The sequence below is a fragment of the Stenotrophomonas sp. 96582_Sma genome, from assembly GCF_056480905.1.
This window is the reverse complement of sequence record NZ_CM151122.1, coordinates 4,613,768-4,639,237: the sequence shown is the minus strand read 5'-3', so window position 1 is coordinate 4,639,237 and position 25,470 is coordinate 4,613,768. Positions and strand designations below refer to the sequence as shown.

Here is a 25,470-nt window from a genome sequence, read left to right as displayed (position 1 = left end):
AGGTGGTGATGCGCGTGATGTTGCTGGGGGCGACCGGCCTGGTCGGCGGGCTGGCCCTGCCCCGCCTGCTGGACGACCCGCGCTGCAGTGGCGTGGTGGCGCCCACCCGCCGCCCGTTGGGCATGACCCACGGGAAGCTGGAGAACCCGGTGCTGGCCTTCGACGCGTTGCCCACTTCGCCAGCATGGGCGCGCGTGGACGCGGTCATCTGCGCGCTCGGCAGCACCATTGCCCAGGCCGGCAGCCGCGAGGCTTTCCACCGCATCGATCATGACTACCCGCTGGCGTTCGCGCGGCTCGCACAGGCACAGGGTGCACAGACTTATGTGCTGAATTCCGCAGCCGGCGCCAATCCACAGTCGTCGATCTTCTACAGCCGGGTGAAGGGCGAGCTGGAGCGTGACCTGCGCGCGCTGGACTTCAACGCGTTGACCCTGGTTCGCCCAGGGCTGATCGGGGGCGAGCGCAACGAGGTGCGTCGTGGCGAGCGCCTGGCCCTGACGGTGTTGGGTGCATTGGGGCCGGTGTTGCCACGGGCGTGGCGGATCAACCCGGCCAGCGAAATCGCCAAGGCTCTGGTCGAGGCCGCGCTGGCCCCGCAACCGGGTGAGCACGTGGTGGCATCGAGCGCACTGGCCGGCTGATGTCGCGTGCGCTGCGCCTGACCCAGTTGCTGCAGCTGCTGCGCCGCCATCGGCGGCCGGTGGCCGGGCAGACGCTGGCCGAAGCGCTGGGCATCAGCCTGCGCACGCTGTACCGCGATATCGAGACCCTGCGTGAGCAGGGCGCTGACCTGCGTGGCGAGGCCGGCGTTGGCTACCAGCTGGCGCCGAGCGACACCCTGCCACCGATGACCCTGCCACCGGCCGAGATCGACGCGCTGGTGCTGGGCCTGCGCTGGGTTGCGGCCCGTACCGAACCCGCGTTGGCCGAAGCCGCACGCGATGCCCTAGCGCGTATCGCGCATGTGCTGCCAGCAGCGCGTCGGGAAGCCTTGCGTGACAGCGGCCTGCGCGTTGGCCCTTTGCGCGCTGCAGCCAAGGTGCCGCCTGCGCGCCTGCAGGCCGTGCGCGAAGCAGTGGGTTCACAGCAGCGCCTGAAGTTCGGTTACGAGGATGCGCACGGCCAGCGCAGCGAGCGCACTGTCTGGCCGTTCGCGCTGGGCTACTTCGATGAAGTGCCGATGCTGGCGGCGTGGTGTGAGAGCCGCGAGGATTTCCGCCATTTCCGGCTGGACCGCATCCGCCAGGTGCGTGCACTGGAAGATCACTACCCCGTGCCGCGCGCCACCCTGCTGCGGCGCTGGCAGAAGGCGCAGGGCATCGCACCGGACTGGCTGGATCGTTCGTAGCGTCGGGCTTGCTCGCCTGCCTCTGTGCTTCGCTTCCTGCTTCGGGGAGAGGTGGGCTTCGCTCTTTGCTCCTGGTAGTGGTCGAGCTTGCTCGACCGCCTTTGATCTTCGCGAATAGCAGTCGAGCAAGCTCGACATCTACCAGGGCAACGGCAACAGCAGTCGAGCAAGCTCGACATCTACCAGAGCAACGGCAACAGCAGTCGAGCAAGCTCGACGCTACTGACAGAATCTGTCAGCAGGGCCGTACCACCATGATTGCTCCCAACAACGGAGGTTCCCCATGTTCACGCCCAGCACCCTGCTGCAGTACGTGCGCGACGTCGCCACCAGCGCCACGTTTTACAGCGGCATTCTCGGCAAGCCACCGGTCGAGCAGTCGCCCGGTTTCGCCCTGTTTCTGCTCGGCGATGGCGTCGCACTGGGCCTGTGGCAACGCGACGACGTGCAACCGCCGGTGTCCGCACAGGCCGGTGCCGCCGAACTGGCGATGGTGGTCGGCAACCCGGAGGCCGTGCAGCAGATGCACGATGCGTGGCACGCACTCGGCGTGCAGATCCTGCAGGCACCGGTGACCTTGGAATTCGGCCATACCTTCGTCGGCGCCGATCCTGATGGTCACCGCCTGCGTGTCTACAGCCGCGCCGAGGGGTTGGTCGCGCGCGATTGATTCAGGGAGGGAGCCGGTGCTGGCCGGCTCCTAGACCTGCCCTTGCTTCTGCGCTGCTTCGATGACGATTGAAAATGTCTCGTCGTCTTCCGAATCCCATTCAATGGCCAGCTGGGCCAGCTCTCCGACCACATCGCGGCCGGGATTGCACCGCCTGAGTTCCTTGATGAACTGCCGTATCTGACGGGGTGTCAGTTCACAACCTGGATAGTCAAACAGATTGAGCGCGGCATCTGAAGCACGGTCCAGCAGTTCAGGTGCGAGGATGGAGTAGGCTTTGATGTAGCGGGAGAACGGAATATCCGACAGGAAGTTGTCAGTTGCAGTCATGATCGACGCATCATGTGGTGGGTCGCGAAGAAATTCCCTCATGACTGCCAGGACGACTTCCAATGACGGTGGTTTCGTCAGAGGCCGGTAGAAGTGGTTGGCATATGCCCAGCAGCTTTCTCGGGTGACCGCAGCATCCGATAGCGTTGCCAGCGTTGAGATCCAGACATCAGCGTCCAGCGGCGTAGCCGGTTCAGCGTCTCCTTGTTGATCAGCATTGGGGATGACCGCCCGGACGATGGGCTCGCCATTGCGCCATGACTGCAGACGGGAGTCGATAACTGCGTACACCTGCTCCTGTTTGTCCCACATGGCGTCCGGCGAAGGTATGGCGTCTTGAGGGAACAACGAGAAGAAGTCCGACAAGTAGGGGGCAGCCATGCAGAAGTAGCGAACGGTGAACTCCAACAATTCCGGGTCGAACGCAGCGCCGGGGATTTCGTCCTGGAAGGCAGCTTCGATGCATGCCAAGGTATTTGCTGGCGAGGGTGCGGCGACCACCGTAGAGCCGACCGATGCGTCGAGAAACGCGCGATTTCGAGCGAGCCAGCGCAGGAAGATGATGCTGAGGACCCAGTTCGCGTCAGACGGATCCTCATCCCTCGTCAACCGTAAGAAAAATGGAGAGGCGCGGAAAAAATCATCGCCCGCCTTCAGGAATTCTTCGAGTTTGGGTGGTGTCTCGAACATGGAAATTCGACGTCTGCAGAGAGGCTCAATGCTATCGAGCTACTCTTGGGAATCCATGCAACTATTCTCAAAATGCCCCCTTGCGCTCTCGCCCGACCGTCGGAGAGCCCAGTAGATCCACGTCCATGCGTAGATGGGGTGCGACGGAGCAGGCACAAAAAAACGCCGGGCATTGCCCGGCGTTTCTCCACTTCATGTGCCAACCAAGGTTGGCACCCACCAATCAGTTTCATGTGCCAACCAAGGTCGGCACCCACCGATAATGTGGCCGATCAGCTGGCCAGCGCCAAATCGTCCATCATCGCGCGCAGGAAGCGGGCCGCTTCACCACCGGTGGCCGCGCGGTGGTCGAAGGTGACCGACAGCGGGATCACCTTGTGGGCTTCCACGCCGCCCATCACCGGGGTCATCTGGTGGCGGGCACGGCCGGCACCAACGATGGCCACACACGGCGGCACCACGACCGGGGTCGCGTAGCGGCCGGCGAACATGCCGAAATTGGACAGCGAGATGGTGTAGCCGCTCAGTTCCGAGGCGGCGATCGAACGCGATTCCACCTGCTCGCGCAGGCGGTTGACGCCTTCGCGGATGCCGCGTGCATCGAGCATGTCGGCGTTGCGCAGGGCCGGTACGAACAGGCCGTCGTCGGTGTCCACGGCGATGCCGATGTCCACCTGCGCGTGCAGGGTGCGGGTCAGCGCTTCACCGTCGAACCAGGCGTTCATCGCCGGCACCTTCTGCGCGGCGACCACGATCGAACGCACCAGGCGCGCGGTGACGTCATTGCCCGGCAGCCAGGCGTGGATGTCGGCGTCGTCGTTCAGCGTGGTCGGCACGACCTTGCTGTGTGCGTCGGCCATCACGCGCGCCATGTTGCGGCGCACGCCCTTCAGCGGTTCCGGCTGGCCCTTGGCGACCACGCCCGGCGGCTGGGTGCGCATCGGCTTGCCGGCGGCGGACAGCGGGGTGCGCGCTTCGCTCTGCACCGGGGCAGACACCTGCGCCGGGGCCGGCGCGGCATAGGCAGCAGCGGCCGGAGCCGGAGCGGCACCGATCTTGGCGCTGCCATCCGCAGCCGCCTGCTTGACGTCGGCCATGGTCACCGCGCCATCGGCGCCGGTGGCGCGCACGCGGGACAGGTCCACGCCCAGCTTGCGCGCGGTGGCACGCACGGCCGGCACGGCCTTGACGCCACCGACGGCCAGCGCCTGTTCGGCGTGCACGGCGTTGGAGCTCTGCATCGCGCCGACCACGGTACCGGCGTCATCACGCTCGGCGGCGGCGGGCTTGGCGGCTTCGGCGGCCACCGGTGCGGCAGCGGCCGGCAGCGGCGGCGGGGTCGGTGCTGCGGCAGGTGCGGCATGGCCGTGGCTGTGGCCGGTGTCCTGGCCATCGGCGCGCTGCGGCAGGTTCGGGTCCAGTTCGAAGCTGGCCAGCACCGAGCCGGTCGGGATGATGTCGCCAGCAGCGCCTGACAGCTTCAGCACCTTGCCGGAGAACGGCGACGGCACTTCGACGACGGCCTTGGCGGTCTCCATCGAGACCAGCGGCTCGTCCAGCTTGATCACATCGCCTTCCTTGACGAACCACTCGACGATGGTCGCGTCCGGCAGGCCTTCGCCCAGGTCGGGCAGGTTGAAGTTCTTGGTCTGGCTCATTTGCAGTTCTCTTCCAGCAGTTCCAGTTCGCGGGCCGGCAGCCAACCCGTCGCGCCATTGGCGCGCTCGGACCACCACCACCCGCCGTGTTCGTGATGAAGCTTCACCATCTCGCCGCTTTCCACATCCAGCTCGCGGGCGTCGTAGTCGCACAGCGCTTCGGCGCGACCCTCGTCCAGCAGCTGCAACCAGGCGATGGGCGCCCATCCAGCGCGCCCATCGTTGGTGCGTACCCAGGCAAACGCCGGCCATTCCTCGTCACGGACACCTACTTCGACGATCTGGCCGGTGTTGAACCGGAGCGGGTTGGGATACTGGCTGCGGTAAGCCCCCAGAAGGCGGGCCCGCATGTCAGCCGGCCGCCACCGCGCGCTTGGCCGCAGCCACGATCCGCTCAACGCTCGGCAGGTACTTCATTTCCAGGCGGAACAGCGGAATGTGGGTGTCGTAGCCAGTGACGCGCTCGACCGGGGCCAGCAGGTCGTAGATCGATTCCTCGGCCAGGCGCGCGGCGATCTCGGCGCCGAAGCCCGCGGTCTTCGGGGCCTCCTGCACGATCACGCAGCGGCCGGTCTTGGCCACCGATTCGGCGATGGTGGCAAAGTCCAGCGGACGCAGCGTGGCCACGTCGATGACTTCGGCACTGATGCCTTCACCGGCCAGCTTGTCGGCCGCTTCCAGCGCTTCCTTCACCTGCGCGCCCCAGGTCACCAGGGTCACGTCGGTGCCGTCGCGCAGCACGAAGCAGACGTCCAGCGGCAAGGCTTCGCCGTCGTTGACGACCACTTCCTTGTACTGGCGGTAGATGCGCTTGGGCTCCATGTAGATCACCGGATCCGGTTCACGGATCGCGGCCAGCAGCAGGCCATAGGCACGCTGCGGCGACGACGGCAGCACCACGCGCAGCCCCGGCACGTTGGTGAAGATCGCCTCGTTGGCTTCGCTGTGGTGTTCCGGCGCGCGGATGCCACCGCCCCACGGCACGCGCAGCACCATCGGGCAGTGCAGGCGGCCACGCGTGCGGTAACGCAGGCGTGCGGCGTGGCAGACGATATGGTCGACCATCGGGTACATGAAGCCATCGAACTGGGCTTCGGCCACCGGCTTCATGCCCTGCGCGGCAAGACCAATCGTCAGGCCGGCGATGGTGGTTTCATCCAGCGGGGTGTCGAGGATGCGGTCCGAGCCGAAGCGCTGCTGCAGACCGGCAGTGGCGCGGAACACGCCGCCGTTGACGCCCACGTCTTCGCCCAGCACCAGCACCGACGGGTCGTGTTCCAGCTCCCAGGCCAGCGCCTGGGTGATGGCTTCGATCAGGGTGATCGGGGTGGTGGTCATGCTCTCTTCTCCGCGCGCGACCGCAGCGCTGTCGGCGGCGTTGGTGTGCGCGCCGGGCGCGCCGTTCTTGATCTCATCCATGGCGCTTCTCCAGGGCGATCGCCTGGGCACGCTGGGCCAGCAGGTCCGGCGGCGGATCGGCATACAGGAAGTCGAACATCGCCTCGACCGGCTGCACCGGCGTGTTGAGGTACAGGTTCACTTCCTCGTCCACGCGCGTGCCGCACTCGGCGACCCAGGCGGTTTCCTCTTCTTCGCTCCACACACCGGCGTTGATCAGGTACTTGCGCAGGCGCAGCATCGGCTCGCGCTGCCAGGCATCCTTCACTTCGGCGTCGTCGCGGTAGCGGCGCGCGTCATCGGCGGTGGTGTGGTCGGACAGGCGGTAGGTCATCAGTTCCAGCACGGTGCCGCCGTCGCCGGCCAGCGCACGTTCGCGCGCCTGCTCCATGGCCGCCAGCACCGCGATCAGGTCGTTGCCGTCCACCTGCAGGCAGTGCAGGCCACCGGCCAGGCCCTTCTGCGCCAGTGTTTCGGCACCGGTCTGGGCCGAACGCGGAACCGAGATGGCCCAACCGTTGTTGACGATGCACAGGATCAGCGGGAGCTTGTAGGCGCCGGCCGAATTCAGTGCTGCGTAGAAGTCGGTCTTGGAGCTGCCGCCGTCGCCGCACACCGCCACCGCGATCTGCGCTTCCTTGTTGAGCTTGAACTTCAGCGCGGCGCCTGCGGCATGCAGGCACTGGGTGGAGATCGGCACGCAGAACGGGAAGTCCTTGGCCGCGTTGCCGCCGTAATCGTTGCCGCGTTCGTCGCCGCCCCAGTACATCAGCACGTCGTGCGGGCGCACGCCACGCATGAACATCGCGCCATACTCGCGGTACGAAGGCGCGAACACGTCGTCCTTCTGCATCGCCGCGCCGATACCCACGTGTGCGGCTTCGTGGCCCAGGCAGGCGGCATAGGTGCCGAGCTTGCCGGTGCGCTGCAGTGCGATGGATTTGCTGTCGAACGTACGTACGAACAGCATCTGCTTGAACAGCGGTACCAGGACCTTGGGGTCGCGCAGCGACGCGGGCAGGTCATCGCGGACGAGTTTGCCGTCCGTATCCAGGTACTGCAGGTATTCGATCTTGAATTCAGCGGCAACCGTCATTGCGTACTGCACCTTCGACAGAGAAGTTACAAATGATATGAATCGCCATGTTAAGGAACGCGTACGGAATAGCCTTCCTGCGGCGCAACACGGCGACACCCCGTTTTACCCCTGCCGGCGGGTGGGGGGCCAATAACAACAACGTATTCAGTCGTTGCTGCAAAGCATCAGAATATGCCTCTGGCTGACTGCCCGCGCAACGGCCTGATCGGTTCCACGCGCAGGCCCGGCATCGGGCGATGCTCCACGGCCTTCCGCACGCCCGGGTATGGACCCGGCGGCTGCCAGCGCGGCGGCAACGCGCTACCCTTGCCGCCCCCGATCTGGTCCCGCCCATGTCCGTCGACAACAACCAACGCGATCTCGAAGCCGGCATCCACACCGACCTGCAGGGGCGGCTGACCTATGGCGGCTACCTGCGGCTGGACCAGCTGCTCAGCGCGCAGCAGCCGTTGTCCAACCCGCCGCACCATGACGAGATGCTCTTCATCATCCAGCACCAGACCTCGGAGCTGTGGCTGAAGCTGCTTGGCCACGAACTGCGTGCCGCAATCGGCTTCCTGCAGCGTGATGAAGTCTGGCAGTGCCGCAAGGTGCTGGCGCGCAGCAAGCAGGTGCTGCGCCAGCTGACCGAGCAGTGGTCGGTACTGGAAACGCTGACCCCGTCCGAGTACATGGGCTTCCGCGACGTGCTGGGCCCGTCGTCGGGCTTCCAGTCGCTGCAGTACCGCTACATCGAGTTCCTGCTGGGCAACAAGAACGCACAGATGCTGCAGGTGTTCGAGCACGATGCGGCCGGGCAGGCGCAGCTGCGCACCGTGCTGGAGGCGCCCAGCCTGTACGAGGAATTCCTGAAATACCTGGCCCGCTTCGGCCATGCCGTCCCGGCGGTGTACGAGGCCCACGACTGGACCCAGCCGCATGTGGCCGATGACGCACTGCAGCCGGTCTTCGAACGCATCTACCAGGACACCGACCGCTACTGGCGCGAGTACTCGCTGTGCGAGGACCTGGTGGACCTGGAGACCGCCTTCCAGCTGTGGCGATTCCGACACATGCGCACCGTGATGCGGGTGATCGGCTTCAAGCGCGGCACGGGCGGCTCGTCCGGCGTGGGCTTCCTGGCCAAGGCGCTGGAACTGACCTTCTTCCCCGAACTGTTCCAGGTGCGGACCAGCCTGCAGGCCGGGCCCCCGGCAGAAGAGGGTTGATCCGTATTCAGCTTGGATCCCGGCCGGCGGCTGGATCGTTTCAGATGCAAGTTCAGGGAGCAGGCTGGCACCTGCCTCAAACGGCGTGTATTTGACGTGAACGCCAGAAGTCGGTGATCCTCGCGCGTTGCTCCAACTGCACATCGGACGTGCTCGTCATCCACCGAACCAGGAAATCCGCATGAGCGTAAACGCCACTGCGAACACCCCAGAGCCGGCGCTGCCGGACTTCAAGACCACGCTGGGCCACCCGCGCCCGTTGTGGATGCTGTTCATGACCGAGTTCTGGGAGCGCTTTGCGTTCTACGGCATCCGCTGGGCCTTGGTGCTGTACATCGTCGCCCAGTTCTACAACGGCAGCGCTGCCGGTGAAGGCGACGCCAGCCGCATCTACGGCGCCTACCTGGCCCTGGTGTATGCCGCAGCGATCTTCGGTGGCTACGTGGCCGACCGGGTACTGGGTTACCAGCGATCGATCCTGACCGGCGCGATCATCATGGCCGCCGGCCTGTTCATGATCTCGCTGCCGCAGGAGCACATCTTCAAGCTCGGCCTGGCCACGATCATCGTCGGCAACGGCCTGTTCAAGCCCAACATCTCGACCATGGTCGGCAAGCTGTATGGCCTGAAGGACGAGCGCCGTGATTCGGGCTTCACCATCTTCTACATGGGCATCAACATCGGCGCGATGATCGCCCCGGTGCTGACCGAGTATCTGGCCCGCAAGGTCTTCGGTACCGACGCGATGCCGTCCTACAAGGTCGTGTTCATCGCCTCGGGCGTGGGCATGCTGATCTCGCTGGTGTGGTTCTACATCGGTCGTGCCGGCCTGAAGGGCATCGGTGCACCGCCGGCCGGCGCTGAAGGCTTCGGCCGCATCATCATGGTGCTGGCCGGTGCCGTGGTCGCCATCCCGGTCGCCTACTTCCTGCTGGCCACTGGCGCCACCGCGCTGGCCTGGATCCTGGGCGCGATGTTCACCGCGCTGGCCATCCTGCTGCTGGTCGAGGGCATCCGCGAGGGCAAGGTGCAGCGCGACCGCGTGATCGCGATGCTGATCATCTTCGCCTTCAACGTGATGTTCTGGATGTTCTTCGAGCAGGCCGGCAGCTCGTTCACCTTCCTGGCCGAGAACATCGTCAACCGCCAGATGGGTGACTGGACCTTCCCGACCGCGTGGTTCCAGTCGGTCAACTCGGTGGCCATCATCACCCTGGCGCCGATCATCGCCTGGATCTGGGTGGCCCTGGGCCGCGCCAATCCGTCCATCCCGCGCAAGTTCGGCCTGGGCCTGCTGTTCAACGGCGCCGCCTTCGCCCTGCTGATGTACGCGCTGTCGCAGATGGTCGTGGACGGCAAGATCCCGTTCTGGACCCTGTTCATGGTCTACGTCATCCAGTCGGTGGGTGAGCTGTGCCTGTCGCCGATCGGCCTGTCGATGGTGACCAAGCTGGCCCCGGTGCGCCTGGTCGGCTTCGGCATGGGTGGCTGGTTCCTGTCCACCGGCATCGGCAACAACCTGTCGGGCATCTTCGCTGGCGTGGTCAGTGGTGAAGGCGGCATGACGGTCGAGTCGGCCCTGAAGGGGTATACCTTCGGGTTCTGGGCCCTGATCGGCTCCGGCGTGGTGCTGTTCCTGGTCGCCCCGCTGATCAACAAGCTGATGCACGGCGTCAAATGATGATGAGAGGGTAGAAGGCATGCGCAGCAAGCTCGGTGGTGCAATGGTGGTGGTCTGTGCGGCGCTGATCGGCGCCTGTTCCCAACCGCAACCGCCTGCCGCCGCCGAGCCTACGCAGCCTCTGGATACCCGGCCCACCGAGCCACCGGTCGCTGACCCCAGCGAACCGGTGGCCTCGGGCAACACCCCGGTGGCGGCGGACATCGCCGCCATCGCAGGGCTCGGCGCGCAGTTCGACCCGGCCCGCGATCCCGCCGACGACCTGGCCACCGCCAAGGTGGAAGCCCAGCGCGGCAAGAAGCGGATCCTGCTCGAGGTCGGCAACGCCGCCTGTGAGCGCTGCCGGGCGCTGGACGAGGTGGTGGAAGGCAACGGCGACCTGCGCCGCTTCCGCGATGCCCACTACGTGTGGGTGAAGGTCAACACCAGCGACGAACAGCCCAACACCGCTTTCTTCGCCCAGTTCCCGATGATGGAACGCGACTACCCGTACCTGCTGGTACTTGATGCCGATGGCGGACTGCTGGTGTCGCAGGCCACCGGCGAGCTGCGCAAGGGCGAAGCCTTCCAGCCCGCGCGGGTGACCGCGTTCCTCAAGCAGTGGGCACCTGACAAACCGGAATAGGGTAGTGCCGGCCGCTGGCCGGCCGCTTCGGTGGATGCCGACCGTTGGTCGGCACTGAGGCACATCCACGCCTGGCGCGGCTCTACTGTGGGTGCGGTCACACTCTCTGAATCGGCGTCTCAACTTCACCGCACGTACGCCGTTACCGGCAAGGACCTCAGTCGACATCCCGTCGATGCAACCTTCCGGAACGCCCATGCACAGCGACCACGCCGAACGACTGCCCGAACCTGCCAGCGACCTGGCCGAGGCTGGGGCAGGCGAGGGCGTGACCCTACCGCCGCAGGAGGCGTTGCTGGATGACGCCGGTACCGGCGAGGACACCGTTGAACTGGCACCGCCGCGTCACCGCCTGCCGCAGATCGCGCTGCCCGACAACGTGGTGCTGAATGGGGCGGTGCAGAAACTGGTCGAGCAGAAATCACGGCTCGATGCATTGGCCGCCGACGGCCAGCTGGCCGGGCTGCTGCCGCCGGAATGGCAGGGCCATGGCGTGCGTGCGATCGAACTGTCCACGTTCATCCAGGGCGTGCTGCCGTTCCTGCAGCCGGGCGAACGCGGTGAGACCGCACCGGCGCGTCTCCCAGTGCGCCACGTGCTCGGTGACGACAGCCGCTGGGGCCTGGAGGACGTCTCTGAACCAAAGTCGCTGGCCTGGTACCTGGCCAGCGACGAGCGCGCCAGCGCCGGCAGCAAGGACGTGGCGGAGGCCTATCTGGTGGGTGCATTGGGGCTGGCGTGGATGCAGGAAGGGCGCAGCCGCCCCGGCTTCCTGCGCGCGATGGGCCAGGAGAGCCTGGCCGCGCGGGTGACCATGCTCGGCTACCCGCCGGCCAACGAACTGGCGCTGTACAGCGTCACCGCGCACGGCCAGCCGCAGATCTGGTGCGTGCATGGCCGCCGCCGCATGCGCCCGCTGGTGGCGCCGTGGCTGAGCGTGCCGCTGCTGGCCGCCTATGGCGTGCCGGCGCCGGTCGCGTGGCCGTCCAGTTTCCCACCGGTGGAGGCCGTGGCCGAGCTGCTGGCGACCGCACGGCAGGGGCGCGCGCTGCCGGAAGTGGACCTGGCCAAGGCGGTGGCGAAGATCGCCGAGGACGCTGCCTCGGAAGCCTGGCAACCGGTCAGCCTGCTGCAGCTCAATACCTGGTCACCGCGTTGGCATTTCTTCCTGGGCACCTTCGTCGGCCTGCCGTCGCTGCTGCTGGTGGCGGCAGCGCTGGCGCTGCCGGGGGCGGTCGAAGCAGCCACGGTTGCGGCCTCGCTCGGCTTCGCCGGTGGTGCCATCGCGGCGCTGGCGGTGCCGTGGATCCATGCGCGGCGCAAGCATCTGAGCTGAAGCATGAGCGCCATCCACGCGCGGCGTGGATCTACAGGGGGCCGGGTGCCGCGGTCTGCAGCTTTTGCCGGGCCCGCCCCATGGCGGTCTGCAGTCTTTGCTTGAGGACCTCACGAGAGGGCAGCGTGGTCAGGTATTCCGCAACATGGATGCCTGAGCGATCCAGCTCCAGCAATTCGATCTGACCCGCCTTTTTCCCCGTGCAGAGGATGATGCCCAACGGCGCCTGCTCGCCGTCCTCACGTTCGTAGCGGTCCAGCCAGCGCAGGTAGAGTTCCATCTGCCCTTTATAGGCGGGCTTGAACTCGCCGATCTTCAGCTCGATGGCGATCAGCCTGCGCAGACGCCGGTTGTAGAACAGCAGGTCCAGGTGGAAGTCATCGCCGTCGATCTGGATGCGCTTCTGGCGGGCGACGAAACTGAAGCCCGTGCCAAGTTCGAGCAGGAAGCCCTGCATCTCGCGAAGGATCGCGCTTTCAAGGTCCTGCTCGTCCCAGCTGTCCTTCAGGCCAAGAAAATCCAGGACGTAGGGATCACGCAGTACCAGCCCTGGAGACAGCTGCTGGTTGCCACGCAGTGCCGCCAACTCATCGGCGATGGTCTGCTCGGGTTGACTGGAAAGCGCCGTGCGCTCGTACAACATCGAATCGATGCGCTGGCGCAGCATGCGCACACTCCAGCCCTCGGTGGCGGCCATCTGCGCATAGAAGTCACGCTTGAGCGGATCCGCCAGGGGGATCAGTGCGATGAAGTGGGTCCAGCTCAATTGTCGTATCAGCGATACGACAATCTGCTCGTCTGCAAATGCGGTGGAGAACTGCACCATCCGGCGCAGGCTCTTTTCACCGAAGGAGGTACCGAATTCGGTCGTCAGCGCCTTGGCTATCCGGGTGAAGACAAGCTCTCCGTAGCGGGCCCGTCGGCCCCTCAACTGATCAGCGTGGATGCGCCGCCCGATCCGCCAGTACAACAGCGTGAGCTCGCTGTTGATGGTTCTGTGCATCCTGTTGCGCGCCGCGCAGATCAGCTCTCTGAGATCGGCCAGCAATTCCTGGCCATGCGGCAGCGTTGAATGCGAGTCATCCATGAGGGGGTCCGTCCGATGTGGATCCGTGGCCGGGCTGATACCCGTTGAACGTTTACCGTTAGGCCGCACACGTGAGCAGTCCAATAGGAGAATTCACTGGATCAGCCCGTTTCGATACACCAGCCTGGCGGAAACGGGCCGTATCGGGCCAATGCGGAAATGTCGCTGGGCGAGGGCGACACTTCAGGACGGGATCTGCGGGGGGGGGGAACGCGTCCGATGGCATCGTCTGCGGTCGGTCCGCAGTCCGCCAAAGAGCGGGTCCCGTCAGATCAAAGGGGGCGGACGACAATCGCCCAGCCACTGTTCCGCTGCCGGTCGGGGTCGGAACCCGCGATCTGGGGGGCCAAAACGACTTAATCCCCTCCGACCCCTTTTTTCTTTCAGACCCCTTCGCCCATCCGCTCCAGGCCTTCGCCGGCCAGGCGCAGGATCAGTCTTTCCAGCACCTGCTCTTCCTCTTCGCTCAGCACCGACATCAGTTTGCGGGTGATCTCGATCACCATCGGCGCGATGGTCTCGTACACCTCGAAACCGGCTGCCGACAGCGCCAGCACCGAGCGGCGGCGGTCGTCGCCGTGGGTCTCGCGCTTGATGAAGCCGCGCTCCAGCAGGCGGGCCACGGCACGGCTGACCGCCACCTTGTCCATCGCCGTGCGGTCGGAGACCTCGCTGGCCGAGGAGCCCGGGTACAGCGCCAGGATGGTGATCACCCGCCACTCGGGAATCGCCAGACCGTAACGATCGCCGTATAGCTTGGCGATGTTGCCGCTGACCCGGTTGGACAGCACGCTCAGCCGGTACGGCAGGAACTGTTCCAGGTCGAGCAGGACGTGCGAGGAACGCAGGCGGGTCGAAACGGGATCGGCGGGGCTCATGTTGCGGTGCACCTTGCTGGTGGTTTCAAGTGTAACTATAAGGGGTAGGTCCAGACCCTGCATTCTCGCCGGGTCCCTACCTGCCCGCACCTGGTTTGTACCGATGCGGTACCGATTCGGAGCCACGCCATGAATACCGCAGTCCCGACCGCCTCGCACCCCAACCCCGGCATGCAGGTCACCACCTTCGAGAACCCGATGGGCATCGACGGCTTCGAGTTCGTCGAATTCGCCGCCCCGGCCGGCCGTGGCCAGGAGCTGCACGAGTACTTCCGGAAGATGGGCTTCAGCGCGGTGCTCAAGCACAAGCAGCGTCCGATTACCGTCTATCGCCAGGGCGACGTCAACTTCCTGGTCAATGAAGACCCGGATTCGTTCGCTTCGGACTTCGCCGAAAAGCACGGCCCGTGCGCCTGCGGCTTCGCCATCCGCTTCAAGAAGCCGGGCCAGGAGGTCTACCAGACCGCGCTGGGCAACGGCGCCGAAGCCGTCGCCTTCAAGCCGGACAGCAAGGCGGTCAGCGCGCCGGTCATCAAGGGCATCGGCGACTGCATGCTGTACCTGGTCGACCGCTACGGCAGCGCCGGCAGCATCTTCGACGGCGACTACGAGCCGATCGCCGGCGCCGACCTGCACCCGGTGGGCTTCGGCCTGACCTTCATCGACCACCTGACCCACAACCTGTACTTCGGCAACATGCAGCAGTGGTCGGATTACTACGAGCGTCTGTTCAACTTCCGCGAGATCCGCTACTTCGACATCAAGGGCCTGAAGACCGGCCTGGTGTCCAAGGCGATGACCGCGCCGGACGGCATCGTGCGCATTCCGCTGAATGAATCGTCCGACCCGAAGAGCCAGATCAACGAGTACCTGGACGCGTACAAGGGCGAGGGCATCCAGCACATCGCCTGCTTCACCGAGAACATCTACGAGACCGTCGAAGCGATGCGCGCGCAGGGCGTGGATTTCCTCGACACGCCGGAGACCTACTTCGACGTGATCGACCAGCGCGTGCCGAACCACGGTGAAGACGTGGCGCGCCTGGCCAAGAACAAGATCCTGATCGACGCTGATCCGGAAACCCACCAGCGCAAGCTGCTGCAGATCTTCACCCAGAACTGCATCGGCCCGATCTTCTTCGAGATCATCCAGCGCAAGGGCAACGAAGGCTTCGGCGAAGGCAACTTCACCGCACTGTTCGAAAGCATCGAGCGCGACCAGATCCGCCGCGGCGTGCTGTAAGGTCTGCAGGCAATGTTGGCCTCCCGCCGACATTGCCTGTCCAAATGGTAGTGCCGGCCGCTGGCCGGCAATCTCTGGAGTTTCCATGTCCACCGCCATCTCCGCCCGCGGCTACCAGTCCGGTTTCGGCAACGAATTCGCCACCGAGGCCGTCGCCGGCGCGCTGCCGGTCGGGCAGAACTCGCCACAGAAGGTGGCCCACGGCCTGTACGCCGAACAGCTGACCGGCACCGCCTTCACCGCGCCGCGCGGCAGCAACCGCCGCAGCTGGCTGTACCGGATCCGCCCGGCGGTGACCCATGGCGAGTTCACCCCGTTCGCGCAGTCGCGGTTGCAGTGTGATTTCGGCGCACAGCCGGCCTCGCCGAACCAGCTGCGCTGGAGCCCGCTGCCGCTGCCGGAATTGCCGACCGACTTTGTCGAAGGCCTGTACACGATGGGTGGCAACGGCTCGCCCGACGCGCATGCCGGCGTGGGCATCCACCTCTATGCCGCCAACCGCGACATGGTCGGCCGCTACTTCTACGATGCCGATGGTGAACTGCTGATCGTGCCGCAGCTGGGCGCGCTGCGCCTGCTGACCGAGCTGGGCGTGATCGAGATCGAGCCGCAGCAGATCGCGGTGATTCCGCGTGGCGTGCGCTTCCGCGTCGAACTGCCCGATGGCCCGAGCCGTGGCTACATCTGCGAGAACTACGGCGCGCTGCTGAAACTGCCGGACCTCGGTCCGATCGGGTCCAACGGCCTGGCCAACCCGCGCGACTTCGAAACCCCGCACGCGGCGTTCGAGGATGTCGACGGTGATTTCGAACTGATCGCCAAGTTCGAGGGCCGCCTGTGGCGTGCGCCGATCGACCATTCGCCGCTGGACGTGGTGGCCTGGCATGGCAATTACGCGCCGTACCGCTACGACCTGCGCCGCTTCAACACCATCGGTTCGATCAGCTACGACCACCCGGATCCGTCAATCTTCCTGGTGCTGCATTCGCCCAGCGACACGCCCGGCACCAGCAACATGGACTTCGCGATCTTCCCGCCACGCTGGCTGGTGGCGCAGAATACGTTCCGCCCGCCGTGGTTCCACCGCAACATCGCCAGCGAGTTCATGGGCCTGGTGCATGGCGCCTACGACGCCAAGGCCGAAGGCTTCGTGCCCGGCGGCGCGTCGCTGCACAACTGCATGAGCGGCCACGGTCCGGATGCGCCGACCTTCGACAAGGCCTCCAATGCGGACCTGTCCAAGGCCGATGTGATCAAGGACACGATGGCTTTCATGTTCGAGACCCGCGCGGTGATCCGCCCGACCGCACAGGCGCTGGCCGCCGGCCATCGCCAAGGCGATTACCAGCAGTGCTGGAACGGCCTGCGCAACAACTTCCGGTCGTCCCGCTAGCTTGGTGGGTGCCGACCTTGGTCGGCACGGATCCTGATCGCATCCACGCCATGCGTGGATGTTCTCCGCCGGAACCTGCGCTTACGCCACCTCCGCGAACGCGTCGCAATGCTCCAGCGGCAGTGCTTCCAGCAGGCGCTGGCGTACGCGCTGGCAATAGCCGTCCGAGGTCAGCCCGGGCAGCATCTGCATCGCCGACTGCAGCCGCTGCAGCACCTCGTCTTCCGCACGCGCCTGCTGCAGGTCGCGGAACAGTGCTGCCGCCTGCGGGTGGCGCTGCATCTCCAGGATGCCCAGCACATAGATGCGCGCGGCCACCAGCGAGCGGCGGCGTTCGACCGCGGATGCAGCAAGCGCTGCAGGTGCGCCTGCCGGTGGCGTGGGCACCGGCGCTACCGCGGTTGCGGGCGACGGTGCTGGGGTGCCGGTGCTCAGGTACCCCGCCTGTACAAGCTGGATGACCATCGCAGGTGCGTCCTGGCCGAGCAGGCCGGTCAGGTCGGCAATGGTGCGCTGGCCGTCGCAAAGGATCAGCAGCCGTCGCTGGCGCATGTCCAGCGGCGCGCGGTGGGCCTGCAGCGCGGTTCGGGCGAGATCGGTCTTGCGCGGTTGCATGGAAGGGACGGCCAGATCGGTGCTCGCCGAGCCTGAACGAAGGCGATGAAACCGCGATGACAATGCAGCGCCTGCACACAGGATGGGCTAGCGTGCAGCCACCTTCGTGCCAGGGAACCGCACCGATGAAGCACCTTCCGCTTGCTGGTCTGTTGCTCCTTTCGCTCACCGCCTGCGGCGGCCAGGACAAACAGGGGGCGGCCGGCAGCGGCAGCGATACCCCGGCCGAAACCGCCTCGGCTACCGGGCCCGCGCAGTCCACGGATCCTGATCTGGCAGCCCGTCCAGCCAATGACCGCCGCGAGGACAGTCCCGCGCACCTGGAGGGCTTCGCCGGCGCGAAGCTGGGTGCCGGCATCGCTGAGGTCCGCAGTGGCTTCGGCGCGCCGTTGCAGGGGCTGGGCACCGATGCCAGTGGCAAACCGCTGCCGGTCGACGACAGCAACGATGGCTGCTATTTCCTGCGACCGCAGAATGCCGAAGACCCGCGCCTGATGATCGAGGGCCGCAAGCTGGTGCGCTACGACGTGCGCAGCGCCGCCATCATCGCACCGGGCGGCGGCAAGGTCGGCATGACCCTGGGCGAGCTGCAGGTGCTGTATCCCGAGCGCGGTGACGTCGGCCCCGACAAGTACGACGAGAAGGCCCAGCACCTGCGCGTGCGTCCGGCGCAGGAGGGTGGGGCGGTGATCGACTTCGCGCTCGGTGCGGACGGCCGGGTCGGCGCGTGGCGGGTCGGGCAGACCCCGCAGGTCGATTATGTGGAAGGCTGTGGCTGATCCTTGATCCGCGGCCCAGCCATGCGCGCGGGGCCAGCGTAGAATCGCGCCACGACCGCTGGGGGAGTGCTCGATGATCGCCATTGCCATTGCCTGGTTCCTGCTCGGCCTGCTGTTGCTGGCGCTGGGCGGGGACTCCATCGTCAAGGCCGTGTCCGGCTTGGCGCAACGTTTCGGGGCCAGTCCGTTCACGGCTGGTCTGTTGCTGCTCGGCGTGACCACTTCGCTGCCGGAACTGGCGGTCAACGCGCGCGCGCTGGCGGTCGGTCAGCCGGAGCTGGCGCTGGGCAACGCGGTGGGCAGCAGCATCGTCAACCTGGGCCTGACCCTGGCCGTGGCGGCCATGGCTGTGCCACTGCTGCTGCGCGCGCGCCTGCAGACGGTGCTGTGGTGGTCGCTGCTGGCGGCCGGCGTGCTGCTGATCCTGTTCGGTCTTGATGGTGGCCTGGCGCGCTGGGAGGGCGGCGTGCTGCTGGCCGGCTTCATCGTGGTGCAGGTGCTGCTGCTGCGCCGTGGTCGCAGCGAGAGTGCGGAGGTGCAGGCAGCCATCGCCGAGTCCGCACTCAGCCGCACCAGCCTGCCGTTGAATGTACTGCGGGTGCTGATCGCCGCGCTGGCCCTGTACTGGGGCGCACGCCTGGTGGTGGGGGCCGCAGCGGACTTCGGTACTGCACTGGGTTGGACGCCGCTGCTGGTCGGTCTGCTGCCGGTCGCGATCGGTACCGCGCTGCCGGAGGTGGCAACCGCGATTGCTGCCGCACGCCGTGGTCATGGCGACATGGTGCTGGGCCACGTGCTGGGTTCCAGCGTGGTCAACCTGTTGCTGGTGATTGGTGCGATGGCCGTACTGCAGCCGCTGGCGCTGCCGGCCTCGTTCGTGCGCCTGGAACTGCCGGCGCTGCTGGCCTTCGCACTGGTGCTGTACCCCATGCTGCGCGGCGATCTGAAGATCAGCCGCGGCGAAGGCGCGATCCTGCTGGTCGCGTTCGCGGGCTGGTTCGTGCTGGAGCTGCTGCTGGTGGGTGCCCCGGCGTTGTAAATCCAGGCCATGCGTGGATGCGGTTGGCTCCGTGCTGACCAACGGTCGGCACCCACCGGTCCACCCACCGATGATGCGGTAGCTGCCAACCTTGGTTGGCACTCAGGGAAACAAAGCGCCGACCAAGGTCGGCCTCTACCGGGCATTGCAGTCGGTAGATCCACGCCATGCGTGGATGCGGTTGGTTCCGTGCCGACCAACGGTCGGCACCCACCGGTCCACCCACCGATGATGCGGTAGCTGCCAACCTCGGTTGGCACTCGGGGAAACAGAGCGCCGACCAAGGTCGGCCTCTACCCGGCATTGTGGTCGGTAGATCCACGCCACGCGTGGATGCGGTTGGCTCCGTGCCGACCAAGGTCGGCACCCACCGGTCAACCCACCGATGATGCGGTAGCTGCCAACCTTGGTTGGCACTCAGGGAAACAAAGCGCCGACCAAGGTCGGCCGCTACCGGATTCACCGGTTCTGCGTGGTTTCTTCTTCCCGCACCGGTTCCGGCGGCGGCAGCTGCTCTTCGGCGGCCGGTTCGTTGCCGGGCAGGCTGGGGCGGGTTTCCATCAGCAGCGACAGCGCGGCCTTGGCCATCATGTGCGCGCTGATCGGTGCGGTGATGAACAGGAACACGGTGATCAGCAGCTCGCGCGGCTGCGGGTCCTGGCCGAGGAAGATGTGGTAGCACACCGAACACACCAGTACGCAGCCCACGCCCAGCGTGCTGGCCTTGGTCGGTGCGTGCAGCCGCTTGAAGAACGTGGACAGCTTCACCAGGCCCAATGCACCGACCAGGATGAAGAAGCAGCCGAACAGCAGCAGGATCGACAGGCCGATCTGGATCGCGGTGATCATTCGACGATGTCCCGGCGCAGCACGAACTTGCTCAGCACCACGGTGCTGCCGAAGCCGAGCATGGCGATGATCAGCGCCGCCTCGAAGTAGATCGGCGAGTTGAGGTACATGCCGAACAGCATCAGCTCGGCAATCGCGGTCACCGACAGCGTGTCCAGCGCGAGGATGCGGTCGGGCACGGTCGGCCCGCGCAGCAGGCGCCAGGTGGCCAGCAGCATGGCCAGGCCGACCACGTGCATGCACACCACCAGGGTGGTCTGGATGACTTCAAAACCGGTCATGGGAAGATCTCCATCAACGGCGCCTCGTAACGGCGCTTGATCGTATCGATCAGGTCCTGTGGGTCCTCCAGGTGCAGCACGTGCACCAGCAGGAACTTGCGGTCGTCACTGAGCGCGGCCGAGACCGTGCCCGGGGTCAGCGTGATCATGCTGGTCAGCGCGGCGATGCCGTGGATGTTGGCGATGTCCAGCGGCAGCCAGATGAAGCCCGGATGGATGTTCTTCTCCGGGCCCAGCACCTGCACGGCAACGCGGATGTTGGACATCAGGATGTCCCACAGGGTCACGCACAGCAGCTTGGGCAGCGGGCGCAGGGTACCGATGCGGGCGAACTCGCGGTCCAGGCGCGCGGCGAACAGCGGCACCACCACGCCCAGCACCAGCCCCAGCACGAACTGGCCGAGGGTGAAGCTGTCGGACATCAGCAGCCAGAACGCCACCACCATGATGCTGAGCATCGGCGAGGGAATGACGCGACGGAACAGGGAGCGCTGGGCGGTCATGGCTGGCGGATCTCCGGCGTGGTCGCGCGCAACTGCTGCACGTACTCGCTGGGGTGCAGCAGCTGTGCGGCGGTGGCGTCGGTGTAGCGCATCAGCGGTGCAGCGGCCAGGGTCATGCCGATGCCGTAGGCCAGCAGGATGCAGGCCGCGTACAGCTCGACCCGGCGCAGGCGTGCCTTGCGCGGCTTCGGTGCATCGGCCTCGACCGGCGGCACGCGCCAGAACAGGCGGATGCCGCCACGGGTCAGGCCCATGATCACCAGCAGGCTGCTGACCAGCACCGCGGTCCAGACCGGGGCGGTGTACTGCGCCGGCATGCCGGCCAGCAGGGCGGCCTTGGCCAGGAAGCCGGAGAGCGGCGGCAGGCCGGCCACGGACACCGCGCCGATCAGGAACAGCACCGCCGGCGTTTCCTTGCCCGGCATCGGCGCGACCACTTCCTTGCGGTCGCTGGCGCCACCGCGGCGGCGGCGGATCAGGTCGGCAATCAGGAACAGTGCGGCGGCGACGAAGCTGCTGTGCGGCAGGTAGTACAGGCCGGCGGACAGCACCTGCGGCGTGCCTACCGAGAAGGCGATGAACAGCGTGGCCGCCGAGACGATCACCAGATACGAGATCAGCACGCGCAGGCGGGTCGCGGCCAGCGCACCGAGGCCGCCAAGTACCAGCGTTGCCACGCCGGCCCACAGCAGCCAGTCGCGGCCATAGCCGGCCATCGCACCGGCATCGTCGCCGAACCACAGCATCTGGATGCGCAGCACCGAGTACAGGCCGACCTTGGTCATGATCGCGAACAGGGCGGCCACGGCGGCCGGTGCGCGCGAATAGGCTTCCGGCAGCCACAGGTACAGCGGCATCAGTGCAGCCTTGGCGCAGAACACCAGCAGCAACAGGCCCATCGTGGCCTTTACCAGGGTCAGCTGCGCCGGCGGCACCTCGGCAATGCGCTGCGACAGCTCGGCCATGTTCAGCGAGCCCAGCGAGGCGTACAGCAGGCCCAGTGCGATCAGGAACAGGGTCGAGGCGGTGACGTTGAACACCACGTAGTGCAGGCCGATGCGCATGCGCAGGCCGCGGCCGCCACTGAGCAGCAGGCCGTAGGAGGCGATCAGCATCACCTCGAAGAACACGAACAGGTTGAAGATGTCGCCGGTCAGGAATGCGCCATTCAGGCCGACCAGCTGGAACTGGAACAGTGCATGGAAGTGTGGTGCGCGACGGTCCCAGCCCGAGCAGGCATGCAGCAGGCAGGGAATGGCCAGCAGCAGGGTGGTCAGCAGCATCCACGCCGACAGCCGGTCGGCCACCAGCGCGATGCCCAGACGCGACGGCCAGTCGCCGAGCAGGTAGACGTTGATCTCACCAGTGGCGGTGGCGGCAAACAGCAGGCCCACCGCCAGCGCCAGCGCCGACAGGGCAGTCCAGGCCACCGCGCGCTGCACCTTGGGGCCATACCGGCGGTGTTCGACGAACAGCGACAGTGCAGCACCCAGCAGCGGAATCAGGATGGGCAGGATCACCAGGTGGTTCATGCGCGGTCCTCTCCCTGGCGCGGCAGCATGCGCTCATCCTGCAGGTCGTCATCCGGCTCGTGGGCGTCCACATGATCGCTGTGGTTGTCGCTGCGGCTGCGCATGGCCAGCACGATGCTGACCGCGGTCATTGCGAAGGCGATCACGATCGCGGTCAGCACCAGCGCCTGTGGCAGCGGATCGGTGTAGTTGCCCAGGTGACTGTCCACGCCTTCCTGCAGCACCGGTGCCTTGCCCAGCACCACGCGGCCACCGGCGAAGATCAGCAGGTTGGTGGCGTAGGACAGGAAGGTCATGCCGAGGATCACATCGAAGCTGCGCGCACGCAGCAGCAGGTAGATGCCGATGGCGGTCAGTACGCCGATCGCGGTAGCCAGGGCCAGTTCCATCAGTGCATCTCCCCGGTGCGTGCCGAACGGCGTTGCAGGTCGATCTCACCCTTGCGGGCAGTGCGGGTACGCGACGGCTTGATCGTGCCCATCATCGACAGCATCAGCATGGCGCCACCGAACACCACCAGATAGACGCCGATGTCGAAGCCGATCGCACTCGCCAGCGGCACGTCGCCGATCAGCGGCAGGTGCAGGTCGAGGTGGCCGCTGGTCAGGAACGGCACGCCGAACAGCATCGACGCGCTGCCGCTGAGCAGGGCGATCAACAGGCCCATGCCGATGCAGCGGATGTAGTCGAAGCCGAAGCGCGACTCCACCGACGCGGTGCCCTGGATCACGTACTGGATCAGCAGCGGCACCGCCAGCACCAGGCCGGCGATGAAGCCACCGCCCGGCGCGTTGTGGCCGCGCAGGAACAGGAAGATCGATACGGTCAGGGTCAGCGGGAACATGATCTGCGCCAGGTCGGCCGGCACCGGCAGCTTGATCGGTGGGCCGGGCATGATCTGCTCCGGCGCCATCCGCGTGCGACGCAGCAGCGCATGCACCACCAGTGCGGCGATGCCGAACACGGTGATCTCGCCGAAGGTATCGAAGCCGCGGAAGTCGACCAGGATCACGTTGACCACATTCTGGCCGTAGGCCTCGGGCAGGGCACGGGCGAGCAGCTCGCCGGCCATGGTGTTCGGCGGCAGCGTCATCGCCGAATAGGCCAGCGCACCCAGGCCGGCGCCGGCGATGATCGCGATCACCGCATCGCGGCGCTTGCGCCAGCGCGGCCGCTCCGGCCCGGACTGCGCGGGCAGGTAGTTCATGCCCAGCAGCATCAGCACCAGGGTCACCATCTCCACCAGCAGCTGGGTCAGCGCCAGGTCCGGTGCGGACAGGAACACAAAGGTCAGCGCCACCATCAGGCCGACGCCGCCGACCAGCAGCACCGCCAGCAGGCGCTGCTTGTAGACACGGAGGGTGGCAACGGCGCAGGCCATCATCACCAGCCACAGCACCCAGCCCAGCAGCGGGATCGGCTGCGGCGCGGTCCAGTTCGGCGAGGCCGGGTTGGCCACGAACGGCGCGGCGGCGACCGCGATCGCCACCAGCACCAGGCCCAGCAGCATGCGCTGCAGGCTGCCATTGGCGATGCCGTTGGTCAGGCGCATGGCCAGCGCGGAAAGGGCATCCAGCTGCGCATGGAACACGTTGCGGCCGGTGGTGCGGGTTTCCACCCCGTGCAGGTTGATCAGCTTGCGCAGGCCAAAGTACAGCGCCACGCCACCGACCACGGCGATCGCGCTCATCGCCAGCGGCAGGTTGAAGCCGTGCCATACGGCCAGGCTGTACTCGGGCATGGCGTTGCCGAGGATCGAGGCCGCAGCGGCATGCAGCACTGGCGCCACGGTCAGTGCCGGGGCGATGCCCACCGCCACGCAGATCACCACCAGCAGTTCCACCGGCACCTTCATCCAGCGCGGCGGCTCATGCGGCACGCGGTCGAGGTCGTGCGGGCCGGGGCCGAAGAAGGTGTCGTGCACGAAGCGCAGGCTGTAGGCCACGCCGAACACACCGGCCAGCAGCGCCGCGATCGATACGGCCGTGCGCATCGCGCCCGGGCCGCCACCGGCGGTCAGCGCTTCGGCGAACAGCATTTCCTTGGACAGGAAGCCGTTGAGCAACGGGATGCCGGCCATCGCCAGCGAGGCGATGATCGCCAGCGCGCTGGTGAATGGCATCAGTTTGCGCAGGCCACCCAGCTTGCGCATGTCACGGGTGCCGGTTTCGTGGTCGATGATGCCGGCGGCCATGAACAGCGAGGCCTTGAAGGTGGCGTGGTTGAGGATGTGGAACACGCCGGCCACCACCGCCATCGGCGTGGACAGGCCGAACAGCAGGGTGATCAGGCCCAGGTGGGAAATGGTCGAGTACGCCAGCAGGCCTTTCAGGTCGTGCTGGAAGATCGCATTCCAGGCGCCGATCAGCAGGGTCAGCGCGCCGATGCCGCTGACCGTGTAGAAGAACAGGTCGCTGCCGGCCAGTGCCGGGTGCAGCCGCGCCAGCAGGAACACACCGGCCTTCACCATGGTGGCCGAGTGCAGGTAGGCCGAGACCGGGGTCGGCGCCGCCATCGCGTGCGGCAGCCAGAAGTGGAACGGGAACTGCGCGCTCTTGGTGAAGATGCCGGCCAGCACCAGGAACAGTGCGTACGGGTACAGCGCGCTGGCACGGATCTGCTCGCCGGCGGCCAGCACCACGTCCAGGTCGAAGCTGCCGACGATGCGGCCGATCAGCAGCACGCCACCGAGCAGGGCCAGGCCACCGCCGCCGGTGATCACCAGCGCCATGCGTGCGCCTTCGCGGGCGTCCTGGCGGTGCGACCAGAAGCCGATCAGCAGGAACGAGCTGATGCTGGTCATTTCCCAGAAAATCATCAGCAACAGCAGGTTGCCCGACAGCACCATGCCCAGCATGGCGCCCATGAACAGCAGCAGGTAGCAGTAGAAGCGGTGGGCGTTGTCCTGCTGGCTCAGGTAGTAGCGCGCATACAGCACCACCAGCGCGCCGATGCCGAGCACCAGCCCGGCGAACATCCAGGCCAGCCCGTCCAGGCGCAGGGTGAAGTCCAGACCGATCTGCGGCAGCCAAGGGACCATCGTCCGCACGACCTGGCCGTCGAGCACCGATGGGGTCAGCCAGCCGAGGATGGCCAGTCCGCCCAACGGCGCCAGCGCCGCCAGCCAGGCAGCAGTCGAGCGCGAACTACGGGGGAAGGCCGCAACAGCCGCTGCCATCAGGAACGGCAGGGCCAGCAGCAGGGGCAGGCTGGGGAGCATGCAGGG

General features: G+C 66.5%; 25 protein-coding genes. 11 read left to right on the top strand and 14 right to left on the bottom strand.

All coding sequences use genetic code 11. From position 1 onward, the window contains the following. Nucleotides 1-8 precede the first annotated feature (8 nt). The 3 genes from ACZK2R_RS21770 to ACZK2R_RS21760 all read left to right on the top strand — a co-directional run bounded on the left by ACZK2R_RS21770 (nucleotide 9) and on the right by ACZK2R_RS21760 (nucleotide 2,021). Nucleotides 9-644: a Rossmann-fold NAD(P)-binding domain-containing protein gene (locus ACZK2R_RS21770; RefSeq protein ID WP_180838397.1), complete on the top strand. Its 636-nt coding sequence runs from the start codon at nucleotides 9-11 to the stop codon at nucleotides 642-644. Continuing rightward, nucleotides 644-1,351, top strand: a complete 708-nt coding sequence (locus ACZK2R_RS21765) for a helix-turn-helix transcriptional regulator (protein WP_180838398.1) — start codon at nucleotides 644-646, stop codon at nucleotides 1,349-1,351. Before ACZK2R_RS21770 ends, ACZK2R_RS21765 begins: the two co-directional genes overlap by 1 nt. Before the next feature lie 283 nt (nucleotides 1,352-1,634). Then, nucleotides 1,635-2,021 carry a VOC family protein gene (locus tag ACZK2R_RS21760; RefSeq protein WP_180838399.1) on the top strand — a complete coding sequence of 129 codons (387 nt, stop codon included), beginning with the start codon at nucleotides 1,635-1,637 and terminating at the stop codon, nucleotides 2,019-2,021. A 30-nt stretch (nucleotides 2,022-2,051) separates the two neighbouring features. Here ACZK2R_RS21760 and ACZK2R_RS21755 read toward each other — a convergent pair whose 3' ends face one another. The 5 genes from ACZK2R_RS21755 to pdhA form a co-directional block, all read right to left on the bottom strand. Next, nucleotides 2,052-3,041, bottom strand: a complete 990-nt coding sequence (locus tag ACZK2R_RS21755; protein WP_258015812.1) for a hypothetical protein — start codon at nucleotides 3,039-3,041, stop codon at nucleotides 2,052-2,054. Nucleotides 3,042-3,313: 272 nt separating this feature from the next. Beyond that, on the bottom strand, nucleotides 3,314-4,699 hold the full coding sequence (locus tag ACZK2R_RS21750; protein WP_032127143.1) for a dihydrolipoamide acetyltransferase family protein: 1,386 nt from the start codon (nucleotides 4,697-4,699) through the stop codon (nucleotides 3,314-3,316). Next, nucleotides 4,696-5,049: an SH3 domain-containing protein gene (locus ACZK2R_RS21745; RefSeq protein ID WP_180838400.1), complete on the bottom strand. Its 354-nt coding sequence runs from the start codon at nucleotides 5,047-5,049 to the stop codon at nucleotides 4,696-4,698. The genes ACZK2R_RS21750 and ACZK2R_RS21745 overlap by 4 nt, the downstream gene beginning before the upstream one ends. A 1-nt stretch (nucleotide 5,050) precedes the next feature. Continuing rightward, nucleotides 5,051-6,118 (bottom strand): alpha-ketoacid dehydrogenase subunit beta, encoded by a 1,068-nt coding sequence (locus tag ACZK2R_RS21740; protein ID WP_005414714.1) that lies wholly within the window; start codon nucleotides 6,116-6,118, stop codon nucleotides 5,051-5,053. After that, nucleotides 6,111-7,193 carry a pyruvate dehydrogenase (acetyl-transferring) E1 component subunit alpha gene (gene pdhA / locus ACZK2R_RS21735; protein WP_180838401.1) on the bottom strand — a complete coding sequence of 361 codons (1,083 nt, stop codon included), beginning with the start codon at nucleotides 7,191-7,193 and terminating at the stop codon, nucleotides 6,111-6,113. The genes ACZK2R_RS21740 and pdhA overlap by 8 nt, the downstream gene beginning before the upstream one ends. 335 nt (nucleotides 7,194-7,528) lie before the next feature. Between pdhA and ACZK2R_RS21730 the strand changes: the two genes are divergently transcribed. From ACZK2R_RS21730 to ACZK2R_RS21715, 4 genes are all read left to right on the top strand, one after another. After that, nucleotides 7,529-8,404 carry a tryptophan 2,3-dioxygenase gene (locus ACZK2R_RS21730; protein ID WP_180838402.1) on the top strand — a complete coding sequence of 292 codons (876 nt, stop codon included), beginning with the start codon at nucleotides 7,529-7,531 and terminating at the stop codon, nucleotides 8,402-8,404. Nucleotides 8,405-8,585: 181 nt separating this feature from the next. Then, nucleotides 8,586-10,085 carry a peptide MFS transporter gene (locus tag ACZK2R_RS21725; RefSeq protein ID WP_032127146.1) on the top strand — a complete coding sequence of 500 codons (1,500 nt, stop codon included), beginning with the start codon at nucleotides 8,586-8,588 and terminating at the stop codon, nucleotides 10,083-10,085. A gap of 19 nt (nucleotides 10,086-10,104) precedes the next feature. Then, nucleotides 10,105-10,710 carry a thioredoxin family protein gene (locus ACZK2R_RS21720; RefSeq protein ID WP_180838403.1) on the top strand — a complete coding sequence of 202 codons (606 nt, stop codon included), beginning with the start codon at nucleotides 10,105-10,107 and terminating at the stop codon, nucleotides 10,708-10,710. Nucleotides 10,711-10,906: 196 nt separating this feature from the next. Next, nucleotides 10,907-12,046: a hypothetical protein gene (locus ACZK2R_RS21715; RefSeq protein WP_478487654.1), complete on the top strand. Its 1,140-nt coding sequence runs from the start codon at nucleotides 10,907-10,909 to the stop codon at nucleotides 12,044-12,046. A 31-nt stretch (nucleotides 12,047-12,077) separates the two neighbouring features. On the opposite strand, the gene ACZK2R_RS21710 is transcribed toward ACZK2R_RS21715, so the two are convergent. Continuing rightward, a complete protein-coding gene (locus ACZK2R_RS21710) occupies nucleotides 12,078-13,133 on the bottom strand; it encodes a PDDEXK nuclease domain-containing protein (protein ID WP_180838405.1) in 1,056 nt (351 codons plus the stop codon). Nucleotides 13,134-13,516: 383 nt separating this feature from the next. Beyond that, complete coding sequence (locus ACZK2R_RS21705) at nucleotides 13,517-14,011, bottom strand: MarR family winged helix-turn-helix transcriptional regulator (protein WP_125894227.1); 495 nt, start codon at nucleotides 14,009-14,011, stop codon at nucleotides 13,517-13,519. A 129-nt stretch (nucleotides 14,012-14,140) separates the two neighbouring features. On the opposite strand from ACZK2R_RS21705, the gene hppD reads away from it, so the two are divergent. Together hppD and hmgA are read left to right on the top strand one after the other, a co-directional pair. Further along, on the top strand, nucleotides 14,141-15,253 hold the full coding sequence (gene hppD, locus ACZK2R_RS21700; RefSeq protein ID WP_180838406.1) for a 4-hydroxyphenylpyruvate dioxygenase: 1,113 nt from the start codon (nucleotides 14,141-14,143) through the stop codon (nucleotides 15,251-15,253). Nucleotides 15,254-15,338: 85 nt separating this feature from the next. Further along, nucleotides 15,339-16,646 (top strand): homogentisate 1,2-dioxygenase, encoded by a 1,308-nt coding sequence (gene hmgA / locus ACZK2R_RS21695; RefSeq protein ID WP_180838407.1) that lies wholly within the window; start codon nucleotides 15,339-15,341, stop codon nucleotides 16,644-16,646. Nucleotides 16,647-16,727: 81 nt separating this feature from the next. On the opposite strand, the gene ACZK2R_RS21690 is transcribed toward hmgA, so the two are convergent. Then, entirely contained in the window at nucleotides 16,728-17,261 is a 534-nt protein-coding gene (locus ACZK2R_RS21690; RefSeq protein WP_180838408.1) for a hypothetical protein, read from the bottom strand. A gap of 125 nt (nucleotides 17,262-17,386) precedes the next feature. Between ACZK2R_RS21690 and ACZK2R_RS21685 the strand changes: the two genes are divergently transcribed. Together ACZK2R_RS21685 and ACZK2R_RS21680 are read left to right on the top strand one after the other, a co-directional pair. Further along, nucleotides 17,387-18,040, top strand: a complete 654-nt coding sequence (locus tag ACZK2R_RS21685) for a hypothetical protein (protein ID WP_049401679.1) — start codon at nucleotides 17,387-17,389, stop codon at nucleotides 18,038-18,040. A gap of 73 nt (nucleotides 18,041-18,113) precedes the next feature. Continuing rightward, complete coding sequence (locus ACZK2R_RS21680) at nucleotides 18,114-19,079, top strand: sodium:calcium antiporter (protein WP_180838409.1); 966 nt, start codon at nucleotides 18,114-18,116, stop codon at nucleotides 19,077-19,079. A gap of 459 nt (nucleotides 19,080-19,538) precedes the next feature. On the opposite strand, the gene ACZK2R_RS21675 is transcribed toward ACZK2R_RS21680, so the two are convergent. The 6 genes from ACZK2R_RS21675 to ACZK2R_RS21650 are packed head-to-tail and all read right to left on the bottom strand — an operon-like array spanning nucleotide 19,539 to nucleotide 25,464. Continuing rightward, complete coding sequence (locus ACZK2R_RS21675) at nucleotides 19,539-19,928, bottom strand: Na+/H+ antiporter subunit G (RefSeq protein WP_049401677.1); 390 nt, start codon at nucleotides 19,926-19,928, stop codon at nucleotides 19,539-19,541. Next, a complete protein-coding gene (locus ACZK2R_RS21670; RefSeq protein ID WP_005411334.1) occupies nucleotides 19,925-20,209 on the bottom strand; it encodes a K+/H+ antiporter subunit F in 285 nt (94 codons plus the stop codon). The genes ACZK2R_RS21675 and ACZK2R_RS21670 overlap by 4 nt, the downstream gene beginning before the upstream one ends. After that, a complete protein-coding gene (locus ACZK2R_RS21665; RefSeq protein WP_049401676.1) occupies nucleotides 20,206-20,712 on the bottom strand; it encodes a Na+/H+ antiporter subunit E in 507 nt (168 codons plus the stop codon). The genes ACZK2R_RS21670 and ACZK2R_RS21665 overlap by 4 nt, the downstream gene beginning before the upstream one ends. Continuing rightward, nucleotides 20,709-22,244, bottom strand: coding sequence for a monovalent cation/H+ antiporter subunit D (locus tag ACZK2R_RS21660; protein WP_049401675.1), 1,536 nt, complete (start codon nucleotides 22,242-22,244; stop codon nucleotides 20,709-20,711). Before ACZK2R_RS21660 ends, ACZK2R_RS21665 begins: the two co-directional genes overlap by 4 nt. Continuing rightward, nucleotides 22,241-22,633: a Na+/H+ antiporter subunit C gene (locus tag ACZK2R_RS21655; protein WP_032127156.1), complete on the bottom strand. Its 393-nt coding sequence runs from the start codon at nucleotides 22,631-22,633 to the stop codon at nucleotides 22,241-22,243. Before ACZK2R_RS21655 ends, ACZK2R_RS21660 begins: the two co-directional genes overlap by 4 nt. Next, nucleotides 22,633-25,464 (bottom strand): monovalent cation/H+ antiporter subunit A, encoded by a 2,832-nt coding sequence (locus tag ACZK2R_RS21650; protein ID WP_180838410.1) that lies wholly within the window; start codon nucleotides 25,462-25,464, stop codon nucleotides 22,633-22,635. Before ACZK2R_RS21650 ends, ACZK2R_RS21655 begins: the two co-directional genes overlap by 1 nt. Nucleotides 25,465-25,470: the final 6 nt, after the last annotated feature.

What these genes read in the sequence shown, in the direction of transcription:
- ACZK2R_RS21730 (WP_180838402.1), top strand. Translation starts at nt 7,529, where the DNA reads ATGTCCGTCGACAACAACCAACGCGATCTCGAAGCCGGCATCCACACC.
- hppD (WP_180838406.1), top strand. Translation starts at nt 14,141, where the DNA reads ATGAATACCGCAGTCCCGACCGCCTCGCACCCCAACCCCGGCATGCAG.
- ACZK2R_RS21665 (WP_049401676.1), bottom strand. Translation starts at nt 20,712, where the DNA reads ATGACCGCCCAGCGCTCCCTGTTCCGTCGCGTCATTCCCTCGCCGATG.
- ACZK2R_RS21680 (WP_180838409.1), top strand. Translation starts at nt 18,114, where the DNA reads ATGATCGCCATTGCCATTGCCTGGTTCCTGCTCGGCCTGCTGTTGCTG.
- ACZK2R_RS21690 (WP_180838408.1), bottom strand. Translation starts at nt 17,261, where the DNA reads ATGCAACCGCGCAAGACCGATCTCGCCCGAACCGCGCTGCAGGCCCAC.
- ACZK2R_RS21750 (WP_032127143.1), bottom strand. Translation starts at nt 4,699, where the DNA reads ATGAGCCAGACCAAGAACTTCAACCTGCCCGACCTGGGCGAAGGCCTG.
- ACZK2R_RS21675 (WP_049401677.1), bottom strand. Translation starts at nt 19,928, where the DNA reads ATGATCACCGCGATCCAGATCGGCCTGTCGATCCTGCTGCTGTTCGGC.
- hmgA (WP_180838407.1), top strand. Translation starts at nt 15,339, where the DNA reads ATGTCCACCGCCATCTCCGCCCGCGGCTACCAGTCCGGTTTCGGCAAC.
- ACZK2R_RS21770 (WP_180838397.1), top strand. Translation starts at nt 9, where the DNA reads ATGCGCGTGATGTTGCTGGGGGCGACCGGCCTGGTCGGCGGGCTGGCC.
- ACZK2R_RS21755 (WP_258015812.1), bottom strand. Translation starts at nt 3,041, where the DNA reads ATGTTCGAGACACCACCCAAACTCGAAGAATTCCTGAAGGCGGGCGAT.
- ACZK2R_RS21715 (WP_478487654.1), top strand. Translation starts at nt 10,907, where the DNA reads ATGCACAGCGACCACGCCGAACGACTGCCCGAACCTGCCAGCGACCTG.
- ACZK2R_RS21655 (WP_032127156.1), bottom strand. Translation starts at nt 22,633, where the DNA reads ATGGAACTGGCCCTGGCTACCGCGATCGGCGTACTGACCGCCATCGGC.
- pdhA (WP_180838401.1), bottom strand. Translation starts at nt 7,193, where the DNA reads ATGACGGTTGCCGCTGAATTCAAGATCGAATACCTGCAGTACCTGGAT.
- ACZK2R_RS21725 (WP_032127146.1), top strand. Translation starts at nt 8,586, where the DNA reads ATGAGCGTAAACGCCACTGCGAACACCCCAGAGCCGGCGCTGCCGGAC.
- ACZK2R_RS21660 (WP_049401675.1), bottom strand. Translation starts at nt 22,244, where the DNA reads ATGAACCACCTGGTGATCCTGCCCATCCTGATTCCGCTGCTGGGTGCT.
- ACZK2R_RS21745 (WP_180838400.1), bottom strand. Translation starts at nt 5,049, where the DNA reads ATGCGGGCCCGCCTTCTGGGGGCTTACCGCAGCCAGTATCCCAACCCG.
- ACZK2R_RS21670 (WP_005411334.1), bottom strand. Translation starts at nt 20,209, where the DNA reads ATGACCGGTTTTGAAGTCATCCAGACCACCCTGGTGGTGTGCATGCAC.
- ACZK2R_RS21650 (WP_180838410.1), bottom strand. Translation starts at nt 25,464, where the DNA reads ATGCTCCCCAGCCTGCCCCTGCTGCTGGCCCTGCCGTTCCTGATGGCA.
- ACZK2R_RS21720 (WP_180838403.1), top strand. Translation starts at nt 10,105, where the DNA reads ATGCGCAGCAAGCTCGGTGGTGCAATGGTGGTGGTCTGTGCGGCGCTG.
- ACZK2R_RS21740 (WP_005414714.1), bottom strand. Translation starts at nt 6,118, where the DNA reads ATGGATGAGATCAAGAACGGCGCGCCCGGCGCGCACACCAACGCCGCC.
- ACZK2R_RS21705 (WP_125894227.1), bottom strand. Translation starts at nt 14,011, where the DNA reads ATGAGCCCCGCCGATCCCGTTTCGACCCGCCTGCGTTCCTCGCACGTC.
- ACZK2R_RS21710 (WP_180838405.1), bottom strand. Translation starts at nt 13,133, where the DNA reads ATGGATGACTCGCATTCAACGCTGCCGCATGGCCAGGAATTGCTGGCC.
- ACZK2R_RS21760 (WP_180838399.1), top strand. Translation starts at nt 1,635, where the DNA reads ATGTTCACGCCCAGCACCCTGCTGCAGTACGTGCGCGACGTCGCCACC.
- ACZK2R_RS21685 (WP_049401679.1), top strand. Translation starts at nt 17,387, where the DNA reads ATGAAGCACCTTCCGCTTGCTGGTCTGTTGCTCCTTTCGCTCACCGCC.
- ACZK2R_RS21765 (WP_180838398.1), top strand. Translation starts at nt 644, where the DNA reads ATGTCGCGTGCGCTGCGCCTGACCCAGTTGCTGCAGCTGCTGCGCCGC.